The following is a 15,777-nucleotide window of genomic DNA, read 5'->3' as shown; positions in this document are numbered from 1 at the left end:
ATTAATGTTAGCGATATAACAGGAAGTGACTATCACCTGCGTGATTAGGTAACGCCTGCGCGACCAGCTTTCACGGAGAACAGAATTAAGTATTCGATTCGTCTATACTTAACGTGTACATCTTTCCGTGAATCGATAATTCAGGAGAAAGTATTATGACCTTAACCAGCAAAAAATTAGCCGCCGCTGTTCTGGCAATCACTGTAGCAATGTCCCTGAGCGCGTGCTCTAACTGGTCTAAACGTGACCGTAACACCGCTATTGGTGCCGGTGCCGGTGCTCTCGGTGGTGCAGTATTAACGGATGGTAGTACGCTGGGTACATTAGGTGGCGCTGCTGTCGGTGGTATTATCGGTCACCAGGTTGGCAAATAATTATTCTCTAAGCCTTCCCCGGTATTGCGATATTTGAACGCATTTCAGGTCTGACATACGCACGTATATAACACGAGCCACGGCATTTGCCGTGGCTCATTTATTTTAACCGCCTGCCAGTTTGACTTTCATACCTTTGGCTTCCAGCAGAGATTTTATTAAATCACGCTTATCTCCCTGGATTTCAATAATGCCGTCTTTCACGGCGCCGCCGCAGCCACATTTCTTTTTTAACTCGGCCGCCAGCTTTGCCAGTTCAGCATCATCCAGGTCAATGCCGGAGATAAGGCAAACCCCTTTCCCTTTTCGTCCACTGGTCTGGCGCTGGATCCGAACGATGCCGTCTCCCTTTGGACGTTCCACTTTCGCTTTCGGCTCGTCTATACGCCCGCTATCGGTTGAATAGACCAGACGGCTGTTGGAATCGGTCATTAGGCCCCCTTTTTCAGCGATGCGTTGATAGCCTTAAGCGTCTCAGCCGGGTTGGCAGACTGCGTTACCGGACGCCCGATGACCATGTAGTCAACGCCAGCAGCCAGCGCCTGCTCAGGCGTCATAATACGGCGCTGATCGCCCACTTCGCTGCCTGCAGGACGAATACCTGGCGTAACCAGTTTAAAATCCTGGCCCAGCGCTGATTTGAAACGTACCGCTTCCTGCGCGGAACAAACAACGCCATCCAGGCCGCAATGCTGCGTCAGACGCGCGAGACGTTCGGCATGCTCGGCGGGTGACAACGTCACGCCCAGGTCGCGAAGATCGTTTTCGTCCATACTGGTCAGCACCGTGACCGCAATCAGCAACGGTGCATCTTTACCGAACGGCAGGAGCGCCTCACGGGCGGCCGTCATCATTCTTGCCCCACCCGATGCGTGGACGTTGACCATCCATACGCCCAGCTCTGCGGCTGCGGCAACGGCATGCGCCGTGGTATTCGGGATATCGTGGAATTTCAAGTCGAGGAAAACGTCAAAGCCGCGCTGCTGCAGATCGCGAACGATTTGCGGTCCAAACAGCGTGAACATCTCTTTGCCAACTTTCAGACGGCAGTCGCGAGGGTCGATGCCGTCGACAAACGCCAGTGCAGCGTCACGCTTATTGTAATCAAGCGCAACAACAACAGGAGAATCCGTAATTACGCGGGAAGTGGAGGATGTAACAGACGTCATGACCAGCCCTTTTCGTCTATGGGCGCGCAGCGGCGCGGAACAGATAAACGGCCAGCATTCTACCTGCCGACGCCGCAAATTGACAGGATCCATTTACGCGCCTGCCAGGCGGACAAACCGCACGGAGTTCAGGATACGGGAAAAACGATCAGTATGTTGTAACTAAAATGGAGTGTTTTAAAAAAATTACTGCCCGTCAAGACCACGGATTGGCTTGATGGTGGACCAGGCGCGGCAGGAAGGACAGTGCCAGTAGAGCGTATACGCGGTAAAACCGCACTTCTGGCAACGATAGCGCGGCTTGCTGCGCACCTGTTCGCCAACCATGTCGCGCAGCACCATCAGGCTCTCTTTGGCGCGCCCTTCTTCAGCGTCGTTCAGATGGTAATCCATCAGCTTGTGGAACACCCGCATGGTCGGATGACGCTGCAGCTGACGCGTAATATAAACCTGCGCGGTGTCGCTTCCCTCATACTGCTCAACAACGTCAGAGAGCATCAGTTCAGCGGTGGCGCCGGTATTTTCTTCCACGCAGCGACGCAGGAAAGCTACCCACTCTTCCTGCTTGTCGAGCTGTTGATAGCAGGTTTGCAACATTTCCAGCGTTTCACTGACCAGTTCTTTGTCCTGGTCGATAACCCGCAGCAGGCTTTCAACGGCTTTGGCGTAGTCGCCATTCGCCATAAAGACGCGCCCCATCATGATGGAGATGCGCGCGCTGTTGCGGTCCGCGGCGGCGCCTTTCTTCAGCAGCGCCATGGCTTTATCCATGTCGTCGTTGCCCATCTGCTGAAGAGCAAGCTCACAGTAGAAATGGGCGATCTCAACGCGCTGCTTATCTTTACCCAGCTTCACCAGACGTTCAGCGGTATCAATGGCTTTCTGCCAGTCGCTGGTGGCCTGATAAATCTGCAGGAGTTGCTGCAACGCGCCGATGCGGAAATCTGTTTCATCCACCAGCTGCGCGAACATATCTTCAGCGCGATCGTACAACCCCGCGGCCATGTAATCCCGCCCCAGCTGTTGCACCGCAAGGAGACGTTGATCGTAGGTCAGCGAGGCGCTTTCCATCAGGGTCTGGTGAATACGAATGGCGCGATCGACCTCGCCGCGCGAGCGGAACAGGTTGCCCAGGGTGAGATGCGCTTCAACCGTCCCCGTATCCTCTTTCAGCATATCGAGGAACAGATCTACCGCTTTGTCCTGCTGATTGCTCAGGAGGAAGTTCACCCCCGCAACGTAGTCGCGGGAGAGCCGGTTGGCCTCATCCTGTTTTGTTTGTTGCGCACTTCTGCGGCCCATATACCAGCCATAGGCTGCGGCTACAGGCAAAAGCAGAAACAACAACTCCAGCATAGTCGATTATTCCTTCACGACCGGCACACCAGAGCTTTCCGGGATGTCAGACGCAGGGGCAATGTTATTTTCGAGTCGCTTAATTTTACGTTCAGCGCGCGCAAGAGAAACACGGACTTTCAGCCAGAACAGACCGCAAACCAGCCAGCCAATGGCAAAGCCGGCAGCAAATAAGACCGCCAGCAGGCTCGAGACGCGATACTCACCCTGAGCCAGCAGATAGTTAAACGTCACCTGCTGATCGTTTTGTGCACCCAACGTGACTGAAATGACAAAAATCGCCAATACCAGTAAGAAAATGAGTAAATATTTCACATTACTTCCCGTTATGTGGTTCAAGCGAATAAAGTGTGTTCAATTCACCGCAATCAGCCTTATAAACTACCATTTTAGCGACGAGCGCGAAACGGAAAAAGTGACGCGCAGGTCATGGATCTATGGGCAAAATGCGGAATATCAACCGTCAGGCGTCTGTCTGGTCCCTTTCGGCTATTTCTTCTTTCTCTTCTGGCGGTGGCGTCAGCGGGCCGCAGAATCGTTCAGTGAGCCAGGTCGCCAGCACGATCAGCATCCATGAGATGAGCGTGGCGACGACCAGGTCGCGCGGCCAGTGCATCCCCAGCAGCAGGCGGCTTCCCATAACCCCCGTCGCCCAGACCAGTAAAATCACGATAGTAATCGTTCGACGCCTTGGCCAAAGCAGCCCAACCCCCAGCAACGCCCAGCTGGCCGCAAACATGGTGTGACCGGAAGGAAACGCGAACCCGGTCTCTTTCTGCCAGTGTTTACGCAAGAATTTAGGGATATCCTGCTGTTCCGCAAGCTGTTCTTTCACCAGCGCGCCGCGATCTTTACGCTTTAAATTGTAGAACTCATCTACCGGAACATGATGCGTTTTTTCCAGCCAGACGACAAAAGGACGCGGCTCCTGAACGCGATCTTTAACCCAGGACTTCACGCCCTGACCGACAAGGATAGCGCCCCCGAGGATCGCAAAGAGCACCAGCGCCGCGCGCAAACGAAAGCGCAGGCACCACAGAAACCAGACGCAGAGGAGTACGTGGGTAATAATCCCCCACGGCTGGGTGACCGTTTCCGTTATCCAGTATAACGTTTTCAGCCACGTGGCGTTCTGCCCGGGCTGCCACATCCAGCCTGAAAGCCATACGGCCAGAGGCATAATCAGTAAAATGGCCGCACCTGCTGCCGTACGTCTGGCGATTGAAAGCATGTCTTCTCCTTTTTCGCTAAGCGTCACAATCATAACTGAAATTAATCATCCTGGTGGATATGTCGGATCGTGCGTTTAACGTTCATATAGCATGGTGCCCATTAGGCGAACCTGCTGAGCTTGTGGCAAAATGAACTGATACAGAAAGCAAAACAGGGCAAAGGCACGAAACGTGTCAGCCTACTCTGGAGAATCACATGCAGCTTAAACGTGTGGCAGAAGCCAAACTGCCAACCCCATGGGGCGATTTCCTGATGGTGGGTTTTGAAGAACTGGCAACCGGACAGGATCATGTCGCGCTGGTGTATGGCGACATTTCAGGGCAGACGCCGGTTCTGTCCCGCGTCCATTCAGAGTGTCTTACCGGCGACGCGCTGTTCAGCCTGCGCTGTGATTGTGGTTTCCAGCTGGAAGCCGCCCTGTCTCATATTGCAGAAGAAGGTCGCGGTGTGTTGCTTTATCACCGTCAGGAAGGTCGTAATATTGGTCTGCTGAATAAAATCCGCGCTTACGCACTTCAGGACCAGGGCTACGATACGGTTGAAGCAAACCATCAGCTCGGCTTTGCCGCTGACGAACGCGACTTCACCTTGTGCGCCGATATGTTCAAGCTGCTGGGTGTGGACGAAGTTCGCCTGCTGACCAATAATCCGAAAAAAGTGGAGATCCTGACCGAAGCGGGGATCAACATCGTCGAGCGCGTACCGCTGATTGTCGGCCGAAACCCGAAAAACGCCCACTACCTGGATACCAAAGCCGCCAAAATGGGCCATCTGCTGAAAGAGTGATGCTAAAAAGCCCGGCACGGGTGCCGGGCTCGTTTCATCAGTCCAGCATCTTACGAATCACATAATGTAAAATGCCGTCGTTCTGGTAATAGGTCAGCTCGGTTGCCGTATCAATACGGCACCGGCAATCCAGCACCTCGGTTTTCCCGTCTGCCCGCGTTAACTTCACCGGCACCGTTTTCCCCGGCTGCAGGTTTTGCAGACCGCTAATCTCAATCTGCTCTTCCCCGGTCAGCCCCAGCGTTTTACGCGTCACGCCCTGCGGGAACTCAAGCGGCAGGATCCCCATACCGATCAGATTCGAACGGTGAATACGTTCGAACGATTCAGCGATGACCACTCGAACGCCAAGCAGACGCGGACCTTTCGCCGCCCAGTCGCGGCTGGAGCCGGAACCGTACTCTTTCCCGGCGATCACCGCCAGCGGCGTACCTTCCTGTTGATATTTGACCGCTGCATCATAGATCGAAACGACTTCCGTCCCCGGCAGATGGCGCGTCATGCCCCCTTCCACGCCCGGGACCATTTCGTTACGAATGCGGATGTTGGCAAACGTTCCGCGCATCATGACTTCATGGTTGCCGCGACGCGATCCGTAGGAGTTAAAATCGCGGCGCTCGACGCCCCGGCTTTGCAAATAACGGCCTGCCGGGCTATCGGCTTTAATACTCCCCGCCGGAGAGATATGGTCGGTCGTGACGGAATCTCCCAGCATCGCCAGTATGCGCGCGCCGTAGATATCCTTAAGCGGTGCCGGCTCGGCCAGCATCTCATCAAAGAACGGCGACAGACGAATATAGGTCGAGTCATCCTGCCAGTCGTAGGTATCTGAGCCCACGACGTTGATGGTTTTCCACTCCGGCGTGCCTTCAAAGACCTCCGCATACTCTTTGCGGAACATCTCGGTTGAGACCTTTTCAACGGCCAGCGCGATTTCACGCGAAGATGGCCAGATATCTTTCAGGTAGACAGGATCGTTCTTGCGATCGTGACCAATCGGATCGGTCGCCAGGTTGATATTCATGTTCCCTGCAAGGGCATACGCCACAACCAGCGGCGGTGAGGCGAGCCAGTTGGTTTTCACCAGCGGGTGAATACGCCCTTCAAAGTTTCGGTTACCGGACAAGACCGCGCCTACCGTCAGGTCACCCTGCTTGATCGCCGTTTCAATAGGTTCAGGCAGCGGGCCGGAGTTACCAATACAGGTCGTACAGCCGTAGCCCACGAGGTTAAAGCCCAGTTCGTCAAGGTACGGCGTCAGTTTGGCCTGCGCCAGGTAATCCGATACCACTTTGGAACCCGGTGCCAGCGAGGCCTTGACCCATGGCTGAGGTTTTAGCCCAAGCTCTACCGCCTTTTTCGCCAGCAGACCGGCCGCCATTAACACGCTGGGGTTCGAGGTGTTGGTGCAGGAGGTAATGGCCGCAATCACAACCGCGCCATCCGGGAGCTGATACTGATGTCCGTTCAGAACATAATCGACCGGACGGTGCTCTTTCTGCGCCACGTTCACTTCCAGGGCATTGCTGGCGGCAAAGGCTTTTGGCACGTCACTCAGCGCAACCCGATCCTGCGGACGTTTCGGTCCGGCGAGGCTCGCCTCAACGCTTCCCATATCGAGTTCAAGCGTGCTGGTGAAGACCGGTTCATCGCCCGGGTTTCGCCACATGCCCTGCGCTTTGGTATAGGCCTCCACCAGCGCGACCTGCTCTTCGCTGCGCCCGCTAAGGCGCATGTATTCCAGCGTGACGTCATCGATGGGGAAAAAGCCGCAGGTTGCACCGTATTCCGGCGCCATATTGGCAATGGTGGCGCGGTCGGCCAGCGGCAGCGAATCCAGACCATCCCCGTAGAATTCTACAAACTTGCCCACCACACCATGCTTACGCAGCATCTGGGTGACGGTGAGCACCAGATCGGTGGCGGTAATGCCTTCAGACAGCTTGCCGGTGAGCTTGAAGCCCACCACGTCAGGGATAAGCATGGACACCGGCTGGCCGAGCATGGCCGCTTCCGCTTCGATACCCCCGACGCCCCAGCCCAGCACGCCCAGACCGTTGATCATGGTGGTATGGGAGTCCGTGCCCACCAGCGTGTCCGGATAGGCGACCCACTCTTTATCCTGCAATTCACTCCAGACGGCTTTACCCAGATATTCAAGGTTAACCTGGTGACAAATACCGGTACCCGGCGGGACCACGCTAAACCGGCTGAACGCCTGCTGCCCCCACTTCAGGAATACGTAGCGCTCGTGGTTGCGCTCCATCTCCAGACGCACGTTCTCGCCAAAGGCGTCGTCATCACCAAAGCGGTCAACGGTTACGGAGTGGTCAATGACGAGGTCAACGGGGGAAAGCGGATTCACTTTTGCCGTATCTCCGCCGAGACGCTTAACGGCCTCGCGCATCGCGGCTAAATCAACGACGGCAGGAACACCGGTAAAGTCCTGCATCAGCACCCTGGCGGGGCGGTAGGCGATTTCTCTGTCGGCATGGGCATTTTCCAGCCACCCTGCCAGCGCCTGGATATCATCGAGGGTGACAGAGTCACCGTCCTGCCAGCGCAATAGATTTTCCAGTAAAACTTTCAATGACTTGGGTAAACGCGAAATGTCCCCAAGCGTTCTGGCAGCCAGCGGCAGGCTGTAGTAATGCCAGGTTTTATTTTCTGCCTGTAACGTATCCTTACTGGCTTCGCGTAGGGTTAACGACATAAGCTCCTCCTTAATCACAGAGATGCCCCGACAATCATCAGGGCCGTAATTAAAGATAACACAAAGATGTCGTAACGTTTTGATAACAACCCAAATTGATAAATTTAGGATTGGTCCAGAAAGGGAAAACAAAAAACCCCGCCGTAGCGAGGTTTTACAATTTAGTGGAGGGCCAACCAGATGAGCTGACTCCAGAACAGAATCGACACGGTAAAAACGCCGATCCATGACCAGTATTTGTGAGACGTCATGTTATTCATCATAGGGACACCAGGCATTATTTATTAAAAGTTCCGAGGTAAGTCCTCAGTGCTATATTGCTGATGTGTATTTATTAAAGAGTACGAAAGTGCAGAGTCAATATTCAGACTATTTGCATCATTACGCAATTAACTAAATTATTGTTTTTTGGGTTCGTCTTCTGCGAACACATCAATAAACGCTTGCTGCTGCGGCGTCAGTTTCCAGGACGCGGGTACAACAGTCGCAGGTGCTTTACGCCCTCTGTGGCCGTTGTCACGATGCTGACACATCTGTTTTACCGTTTCTGTACGTACCGTCACTGCCATATTTAACCCCAATATTTCCAGGCCAGGAGAGCAACCACCACCCAAAACAGGGTAGAGACGAGAAAGACCGCCAGCCAGGCTTTACGCTTGAGCGCAGGATCCCTTTGCGGTTCTTCACTTCCTGAAGGCATTGCTAACCTCATACAATCGACATCGCTTATCATTTAGGACCAAACAATTGGTACAATTAATCATCTGTTGAGATAAATCCTAAAGAAACTTTAGCCGAAAAGCCAGTGAATTTACGCACCGGAAGGTATGAAATATTCAATCTTTTGACCAGAAATAAATAATTGAAAAGAAAAATTTGCGAAGGCGTAAATTAGTTTCTACTTTTGTCGCCAATTCACGACATTATAACCATACGGATTAAATGGATAATGACATTATATGACAGGGGATACGCAGATGATGATAATTCTAATTTAGCTTTGAGGCGTTATTTCGGTATCTTTCCCTAAGGGAAAGATACCGGGTGTGATTATTTTTCGGGGAGTTTGATGTCTTTAAACATCTCTTCAATATCTTCATTTGAGCGTAATGCAACGGCGGTATCAACCACGTCACGCGTTAAATGAGGGGCAAAGCGCTGAATAAAATCATACATATAGCTGCGCAGGAAGGTGCTGCGACGGAAGCCAATCTTTGTGGTGCTATGACTGAAAACATCATGCGCATCAAGACGCACCAGGTCAGGGTCTGACACCGGATCCACCGCCATGCTGGCAATAACGCCCACCCCCAGACCAAGCCGCACATAGGTTTTAATCACGTCGGCGTCCGTCGCGGTAAAGACAATGCGCGGCGTTAACCCTGCCCGGTTAAAGGCCGTATCAAGCTCGGACCGTCCGGTAAAGCCAAACGTATACGTTACCAGCGGATATTGCGCCAGCTCTTCGATAGAGACCGACCCTTTGCCCGCCAGGGGGTGATCGGGGGTCACCACGATAGAACGGTTCCAGTGATAGCATGGAAGCATCACCAGATCGTCATACAGGTGAAGCGCTTCGGTGGCGATGGCAAAATCTGCATTCCCCTTGGAAACGGCTTCAGCAATTTGCGTTGGCGAGCCCTGATGCATATGCAAAGAGACGCGAGGATAACGCTCGATAAAGCCTTTGATAACGCCGGGTAGCGCATAGCGCGCCTGGGTATGCGTCGTGGCAATATACAGCGAACCTTTATCCGGCCAGGTGTGTTCTCCCGCCACAGACTTAATCGCATCGACTTTGGAGAGGACTTCACGCGCTATGCGGATGATTTCCTGCCCCGCAGGCGTCACCTGGGTGAGATGCTTACCGCTGCGGGCAAATATCTGGATACCTAACTCGTCCTCCAGCATACGAACTTGTTTGCTGATGCCCGGTTGCGAGGTATACAACCCCTCGGCGGTAGAAGAGACGTTAAGGTTATGATTCACCACCTCAACGATATAACGAAGCTGCTGTAATTTCATGCCAGACCATCCGATTTAGCGCATGCGGTCAATCGCTTAAGACGATTTAATAATAAGAAACAGGTTAACTATAACCACTATATCATTTATAGCCTGACTGTATAGTACGGAACAAAAAATAATAACAAGGCAATAAAAAAGGGCCGGAAATCCGGCCCTTTTACAGGTAAGTTACGGTAAGGGAAGATTATTTCTTGCCTTCAACCCATTTGCCATCGACAAAGAAGGCAGACCATCCGGTCGCTTTACCCTCTTTCTCGGCCGCAACATACTGCTGCTTAGTTTTACGGCTAAACCGTACCACGGTTTTGTTGCCTTCCGGATCCTGCTGTGGCGCATCGGCCAGATAACGCAGTTTCTCAGGCAGACGATCGCGGAAGCGATGCAACTCTTCCACCAGCGGCGCGCGCGTTTCACGCGATTTCGGGAAGGTGTTGGCGGCCAGGAAGACACCTGCGGCACCATCACGCAGCACGAAGTACGCGTCGGATTTCTCGCACGGCAGTTCTGGCAGCGGAACCGGATCTTCCTTCGGAGGAGCCACTTCGCCGTTACGCAGAATTTTGCGCGTGTTTTTACACTCGTCGTTGGTACAGGCCATGTACTTACCGAAACGCCCCATTTTCAGGTGCATTTCAGAGCCGCACTTCTCGCATTCCACAATCGGGCCGTCATAGCCTTTAATGCGGAACTCGCCCTCTTCGATCTCATACCCGTCACACGTTGGGTTATTACCGCAGACGTGCAGCTTACGTTTTGGATCGATCAGGTAGCTGTCCATTGCCGTGCCGCATTTCTTGCAGCGGCGTTTGGCACGCAGAGCGTTAGTTTCCGCATCGTCACCTTCCAGCACGTTGAGAACTTCGTTCTCGGGCACCAGGTTGATGGTGGTTTTGCAGCGCTCCTTTGGTGACAGCGCATAGCCGGAGCAGCCAAGAAACACGCCCGTGGTTGCGGTGCGGATCCCCATCTTGCGGCCGCAGGTTGGACAGTCGATGCTGGTCAGAACCATCTGGTTAGGCAGCATGCCGCCCTCTTCAGGGTCTTTCTCCGCTTTTTCAAGCTGGTCGGTAAAGTCGCTGAAGAAGCTGTCGAGTACCTTTTTCCATTCCGCCTGATGGCTGGCAACCTGGTCGAGGCTGTCTTCCATTTGCGCGGTGAAATCGTAGTTCATCAACTCACGGAAGTTTGCTTCCAGACGGTCAGTGACGATCTCACCCATTTTTTCCGCATAGAAACGGCGGTTTTCAACGCGTACGTAGCCACGGTCCTGGATCGTCGAGATGATGGACGCGTAGGTCGACGGACGACCAATACCGCGTTTTTCCAGCTCTTTCACCAGGGACGCTTCACTGAAGCGCGCAGGCGGCTTGGTGAAGTGCTGGGCTGGCACGAGGTCAACCAGCGAGAGCTCGTCCCCTTTATTTACCGCCGGCAGCGTTCGGTCTTCATCACCTTTACGCAGCGCTGGCATCACCTTCGTCCAGCCGTCGAAACGCAGGATACGACCGCGCGCTTTGAGACGGAACTCACCCGCGCCAACGGTTAGCGTGGTGGAGTCGTACTGCGCTGGCGTCATCTGGCACGCCACGAACTGGCGCCAGATCAGCTGATACAGCTTCTGCGCGTCGGCTTCCATGTCTTTCAGCGATTCCGCTAACACCGAGACGTCAGAAGGACGAATCGCTTCGTGTGCTTCCTGAGAGTTCTCTTTGCTGGCGAACTGGTTAGCGCTTTCAGGCAGGTATTTCTTACCGAAATTGTCACTGATGTAGCCGCGCACCATGCTGACCGCGTCCTGGCTCAGGTTGGTTGAGTCGGTACGCATGTAGGTGATGTAGCCCGCTTCATACAGGCGCTGCGCCATCATCATGGTCTTCTTCACGCCATAACCCAGACGCGTGCTTGCAGCCTGTTGCAGCGTGGAGGTAATAAACGGTGCCCCTGGCTTGCTGCTGGTCGGTTTGTCTTCACGTTCCAGCACCTGATAGCGTGCTTTTTCCAGCAGCGCTACGGCGGCCATAGTCTGGTCGCGGTTTTCTGGACGGAAAGGCTTGTCGTTGTGATGGCTCACCTGCAGCGGCAGAGCGTCACCGCCCGGCGTGGTCACATTGGCATCGACTTCCCAGAACTCTTCCGGCACGAAGGCTTTAATTTCGCGCTCACGCTCAACGACCAGACGCACGGCGACGGATTGCACACGCCCTGCGGACAGGCCACGGGCAATCTTCTTCCACAGCAGTGGAGAGACCATGTAGCCCACAACGCGGTCCATAAAGCGACGAGCCTGCTGTGCGTTTACGCGGTCAATATTCAGTTCGCCCGGCTTCTCAAACGCCTGACGAATCGCATTCTTCGTAATTTCGTTAAACACTACACGGCTGTAGCGTTTGTCATCACCACCGATCACTTCCCGCAGGTGCCACGCAATGGCTTCCCCTTCGCGGTCAAGGTCGGTTGCGAGATAGATGTGGTCTGCTTTTTCAGCAAGCTGCTTCAGCTCGTTAACGACTTTTTCTTTCCCGGGCAGCACTTCATATTGTGCATCCCAGTTATGCCATGGGTTAACACCCATGCGGTTGACAAGCGCGCTACGTTCATCCTTTTTAGGCTTTTTAGCCCCTTTGGTGGAGGTAGAGTCTGCGCTCTTTTTGCTGGCTGAGCCACTGGTCGGCAAATCGCGGATATGACCGACGCTGGACTTAACCACGTAGTCATTACCCAGATACTTATTGATCGTTTTGGCTTTTGCCGGGGACTCAACGATGACGAGAGCTTTACCCATATTCACCTTTACCTAATTTAATTCTTCCAGGAATACGCCGCACGTTGATTTCCCTTCCGCTGACGACGAGCCAATGATATTGCGACTGCGTCAGGAGATATCAACCCCTTTGACTTACCGGACGTTAATGAGAAGACGCCCAGGTGATTGAGTTTTCGGGTATTTTTCTCACATCTCGTGTAATTCGTGACGAATTCCCGGTTGAATGTCAAGCAATTCTGTTGCCAGAATGACGAAAGCGCACACTCTACCTGATAAAATTCGTTACGCAACTTTATTAGCATGCAAAAGCAGATCCCGCCAGCCAGGACCCTGCACCTTATCCCCTCACATTACAGGGAAAATTTGCCCCCAAAGCGCCCTCGGCGTAGACTATTGTCACTGTTTAAGGAGTGGATTATGCAGAATACGACCCAACCTATTGACCGAGCCTCTCTGCTTATCGAAGCAAACAAGCTTATCCGTGACCATGAAGATACGCTGGCGGGCATTGAAGCCACCGGCGTAGAGCAGCGTAATGGCGTGCTGATTTTCAGCGGCGAATACTTCCTTGACGAACAGGGTTTACCGACCCCGAAAAGCACCGCCGTTTTTAACATGTTCAAATACCTGGCGCATACGCTTTCAGAGAAATATCACCTGGTCGATTAATGCAAAACGCGAGGCATATGCCTCGCGTTTTTGTTTACAGCAGCGGTTTTTGTCCGCGCTGTAGCCAGCGCAGCAGCAGACGGTCCGCGCTTTCTGCCGCACTGTTGGTAAAGCGGTCAAGGAGTCGCTTACGCTGGGTAAAGCGCACGCCCACCAGTTCCCGGCCTTCCATCAGATTGAGCAGCAGATCGTCGCTGGTTCCGACTTCATCCACCAGCCCTTTCTCCTGCGCCTGGACGCCGTACCAGTGCTCGCCCGTCGCGACCTGTTCAATATCGAGCGTTGGGCGCATACGGTGTACAAAATCTTTAAAGAGATGATGCGTTTCGTTGAGATCTTCGCGGAATTTTTGACGCCCTTCTTCCGTGTTTTCCCCCAGTAGCGTCAGGGTACGTTTGTACTGACCCGCCGTGTGAAGTTCGATATCAATCTCTTTATTTTTCAGGAAGCGGTTAAAGTTCGGAATTTGTGCGACCACGCCGATCGAGCCAATAATGGAGAACGGCGCGGCAACAATTTTGTCCGCCACGCAGGCCATCATGTAGCCACCGCTCGCGGCCACTTTATCCACGGCAACGGTCAGCGGGATCTGTTTTTCACGCAGGCGCTGCAGCTGTGAGGCGGCCAGTCCGTAACCGTGAACCACCCCGCCCGGGCTTTCAAGACGCACGACAACCTGATCCTGCGGTGTCGCCACGGCCAGAACGGCAGTCACTTCTTCCCTCAGAGATGACACTTCATGCGCATCCATACTGCCTTTAAAATCGAGCACATAGACGCGTGGCGTGGCCTTATCCTGCGGCGCATTGAGCTTTGCTTTTGCCTTTGCCGCTTTGGCATCCTGTTTATGCTTTTTCTTCTGTGCTTTCAGCCAGAGTTTCTGTTGATGACTATCAAGCAGCGCCAGAGACATCTCTTCCTGCATCTCTTTATACTGCTCGCTCAGGCGGGTGATGCGTAACTCCCCACGCTGACGCTTGCGCTGCGTCAGGTTGGCAATCAGAACGGCTACCACCGCAATGGCAACCACCACCGTCGCGATTTTGGCCAAAAACAACCCATATTGAGAAAGTAATTCCACGCGTTCCACCTTGATTTAACCACGAATCTTTCACGGCAGTGTACAACAGCCCTGCCCATGCGTCTCGCTCGTGACATTACCTCTGCGAGCAGCCTTCAGGAATCCCCGGACTGGAGTTTAAATATTTGCAAATTGTTAATTTTACAGTAATGCGTCCTGTAGACTGATTGAATTCTCATGCTAATTCGGGCATAAAGCCGAAAAGTCATAATGAAGGTGCCACTGAATCACCGGGCACCTGAGGAGCCACCGTGCATTATCAACCGCAAAAAAATCTGCTGCAGAACCGGATCATTCTTGTCACCGGTGCCAGCGATGGGATTGGCCGCGAGGCAGCCCTGACCTACGCCGAGTACGGCGCGAACGTTATTCTGGTAGGGCGCAACGAAGAAAAACTGAAAAGCGTCGCTCAGGAGATTGAGGCCGCATACGGCACTCCGGTTCCGTGGTATACGCTCGATTTACTGACCTGCACGCCCGCGGTGTGCCAGGAATTAGCCCGACGCATCAGCACCCACTATCCACGGCTCGACGGCGTGCTGCATAACGCCGGTCTGCTTGGAGAGGTGCGGCCTATGGATGAACAGGATCCGGATATCTGGCAGCAGGTGATGCAGGTTAACGTCAACGGCACGTTTTTCCTCACCCAGGCATTGCTTCCTTTATTACTCAAATCCGAGTCAGGCTCCCTGGTCTTTACCTCCTCCAGCGTAGGCCGTGAAGGGCGCGCAAATTGGGGAGCCTATGCCGTTTCAAAATTCGCGACCGAAGGCATGATGCAGGTGCTGGCGGAGGAGTACCAGAGCCGCCATCTGCGCGTAAACTGCATTAACCCGGGCGGTACGCGCACCAAAATGCGCGCCAGCGCGTTCCCGAGCGAAGATCCGCAGAAGCTGAAAACCCCGGCAGACATTATGCCGCTCTATCTCTGGCTGATGGGCGACGACAGCCGCCGCAAAACCGGGATGACCTTTGACGCCCAGCCGGGACGTAAACCAGGAATTTCGCAATGAGTGAAGAACGTCATCAGCAGCGCCAGCAGCGTCTGAAAGAACAGGTCGATGCGCGCGTCGCGGCAGCCCAGGACGAACGTGGGATCGTCATCGTTTTTACCGGCAACGGAAAAGGGAAAACCACCGCCGCATTCGGCACGGCGACACGCGCCGTTGGACACGGGCAAAAAGTGGGCGTGATCCAGTTTATCAAAGGCGAATGGCCCAACGGTGAGCGGAATTTACTTGAGCCTCACGGCGTTGAGTTTCAGGTGATGGCGACCGGGTTTACGTGGGATACTCAGAACCGGGAAACCGACACCGCCGCCTGTCTCGCCGTCTGGGAGCATGCAAAGAGAATGCTGGCCGATCCCTCTCTGAATATGGTTCTGCTGGATGAGATCACCTACATGGTCGCCTACGACTACCTGCCGCTGGAAGCCGTGCTGGATGCTCTGATGAATCGTCCTGTACACCAGACGGTTATCGTTACGGGGCGCGGATGTCATCGGGATATTCTGGAGATGGCCGATACCGTCAGCGAGCTGCGTCCGGTCAAACATGCGTTTGATGCAGGCATCAAAGCGCAAATTGGAATTGATTACTAAAGAA

General features: G+C 53.8%; 17 protein-coding genes. 5 read left to right on the top strand and 12 right to left on the bottom strand.

The window, feature by feature from the left end; all coding sequences use genetic code 11:
- The first annotated feature begins 155 nt into the window (after positions 1 to 155).
- A complete protein-coding gene (osmB, locus tag AC27FC_RS03310; RefSeq protein WP_008501216.1) occupies positions 156 to 374 on the top strand; it encodes an osmotically-inducible lipoprotein OsmB in 219 nt (72 codons plus the stop codon).
- A 105-nt stretch (positions 375 to 479) separates the two neighbouring features.
- Here osmB and yciH read toward each other — a convergent pair whose 3' ends face one another.
- From yciH to pgpB, 5 genes are all read right to left on the bottom strand, one after another.
- Positions 480 to 806, bottom strand: coding sequence for a stress response translation initiation inhibitor YciH (gene yciH, locus AC27FC_RS03305; protein ID WP_023312064.1), 327 nt, complete (start codon positions 804 to 806; stop codon positions 480 to 482).
- Entirely contained in the window at positions 806 to 1,543 is a 738-nt protein-coding gene (pyrF, locus tag AC27FC_RS03300; RefSeq protein ID WP_045355906.1) for an orotidine-5'-phosphate decarboxylase, read from the bottom strand. The genes yciH and pyrF overlap by 1 nt, the downstream gene beginning before the upstream one ends.
- A 186-nt stretch (positions 1,544 to 1,729) precedes the next feature.
- Entirely contained in the window at positions 1,730 to 2,899 is a 1,170-nt protein-coding gene (lapB, locus tag AC27FC_RS03295) for a lipopolysaccharide assembly protein LapB (RefSeq protein ID WP_023335944.1), read from the bottom strand.
- A 6-nt stretch (positions 2,900 to 2,905) separates the two neighbouring features.
- Positions 2,906 to 3,214 (bottom strand): LapA family protein, encoded by a 309-nt coding sequence (locus AC27FC_RS03290; RefSeq protein ID WP_023312067.1) that lies wholly within the window; start codon positions 3,212 to 3,214, stop codon positions 2,906 to 2,908.
- Positions 3,215 to 3,362: 148 nt separating this feature from the next.
- Complete coding sequence (gene pgpB, locus AC27FC_RS03285) at positions 3,363 to 4,130, bottom strand: phosphatidylglycerophosphatase B (protein WP_112778291.1); 768 nt, start codon at positions 4,128 to 4,130, stop codon at positions 3,363 to 3,365.
- 197 nt (positions 4,131 to 4,327) lie between these two features.
- On the opposite strand from pgpB, the gene ribA reads away from it, so the two are divergent.
- Positions 4,328 to 4,918, top strand: coding sequence for a GTP cyclohydrolase II (ribA, locus tag AC27FC_RS03280; protein ID WP_008501210.1), 591 nt, complete (start codon positions 4,328 to 4,330; stop codon positions 4,916 to 4,918).
- Between the two features lie 37 nt (positions 4,919 to 4,955).
- On the opposite strand, the gene acnA is transcribed toward ribA, so the two are convergent.
- The 6 genes from acnA to topA all read right to left on the bottom strand — a co-directional run bounded on the left by acnA (position 4,956) and on the right by topA (position 12,441).
- The gene (acnA, locus tag AC27FC_RS03275) at positions 4,956 to 7,631 is read right to left on the bottom strand and encodes an aconitate hydratase AcnA (protein WP_196354282.1); all 2,676 of its coding nucleotides are present in this window, start codon (positions 7,629 to 7,631) and stop codon (positions 4,956 to 4,958) included.
- A 161-nt stretch (positions 7,632 to 7,792) separates the two neighbouring features.
- Positions 7,793 to 7,891 carry a small membrane protein YmiC gene (gene ymiC / locus AC27FC_RS03270; protein ID WP_032623144.1) on the bottom strand — a complete coding sequence of 33 codons (99 nt, stop codon included), beginning with the start codon at positions 7,889 to 7,891 and terminating at the stop codon, positions 7,793 to 7,795.
- Positions 7,892 to 8,029: 138 nt separating this feature from the next.
- Positions 8,030 to 8,200 (bottom strand): hypothetical protein, encoded by a 171-nt coding sequence (locus AC27FC_RS03265; RefSeq protein WP_032656727.1) that lies wholly within the window; start codon positions 8,198 to 8,200, stop codon positions 8,030 to 8,032.
- A 2-nt stretch (positions 8,201 to 8,202) separates the two neighbouring features.
- The gene (locus AC27FC_RS03260; protein WP_213327741.1) at positions 8,203 to 8,343 is read right to left on the bottom strand and encodes a YmiA family putative membrane protein; all 141 of its coding nucleotides are present in this window, start codon (positions 8,341 to 8,343) and stop codon (positions 8,203 to 8,205) included.
- A 338-nt stretch (positions 8,344 to 8,681) separates the two neighbouring features.
- Positions 8,682 to 9,656 (bottom strand): HTH-type transcriptional regulator CysB, encoded by a 975-nt coding sequence (gene cysB, locus AC27FC_RS03255; RefSeq protein WP_024907120.1) that lies wholly within the window; start codon positions 9,654 to 9,656, stop codon positions 8,682 to 8,684.
- A 187-nt stretch (positions 9,657 to 9,843) separates the two neighbouring features.
- Entirely contained in the window at positions 9,844 to 12,441 is a 2,598-nt protein-coding gene (gene topA, locus AC27FC_RS03250) for a type I DNA topoisomerase (RefSeq protein WP_033145741.1), read from the bottom strand.
- A gap of 399 nt (positions 12,442 to 12,840) precedes the next feature.
- Here topA and AC27FC_RS03245 point away from each other — a divergent pair, with 399 nt between their 5' ends.
- Positions 12,841 to 13,092 carry a YciN family protein gene (locus tag AC27FC_RS03245; protein WP_023312072.1) on the top strand — a complete coding sequence of 84 codons (252 nt, stop codon included), beginning with the start codon at positions 12,841 to 12,843 and terminating at the stop codon, positions 13,090 to 13,092.
- A gap of 34 nt (positions 13,093 to 13,126) precedes the next feature.
- Here the strand turns inward: AC27FC_RS03245 and sohB are convergent, their stop codons facing one another.
- Positions 13,127 to 14,173, bottom strand: coding sequence for a protease SohB (sohB, locus tag AC27FC_RS03240; protein WP_196354280.1), 1,047 nt, complete (start codon positions 14,171 to 14,173; stop codon positions 13,127 to 13,129).
- Between the two features lie 251 nt (positions 14,174 to 14,424).
- Here sohB and AC27FC_RS03235 point away from each other — a divergent pair, with 251 nt between their 5' ends.
- Entirely contained in the window at positions 14,425 to 15,186 is a 762-nt protein-coding gene (locus tag AC27FC_RS03235) for a YciK family oxidoreductase (protein WP_033145743.1), read from the top strand.
- Entirely contained in the window at positions 15,183 to 15,773 is a 591-nt protein-coding gene (gene cobO / locus AC27FC_RS03230) for a cob(I)yrinic acid a,c-diamide adenosyltransferase (RefSeq protein WP_033145744.1), read from the top strand. The genes AC27FC_RS03235 and cobO overlap by 4 nt, the downstream gene beginning before the upstream one ends.
- Positions 15,774 to 15,777: the final 4 nt, after the last annotated feature.

Source organism: Enterobacter sp. C3_dUdeg, from assembly GCF_057536195.1.
The sequence above is the reverse complement of the archived record's forward strand: the minus strand, read 5'-3'. Positions and strand labels throughout refer to the sequence as shown.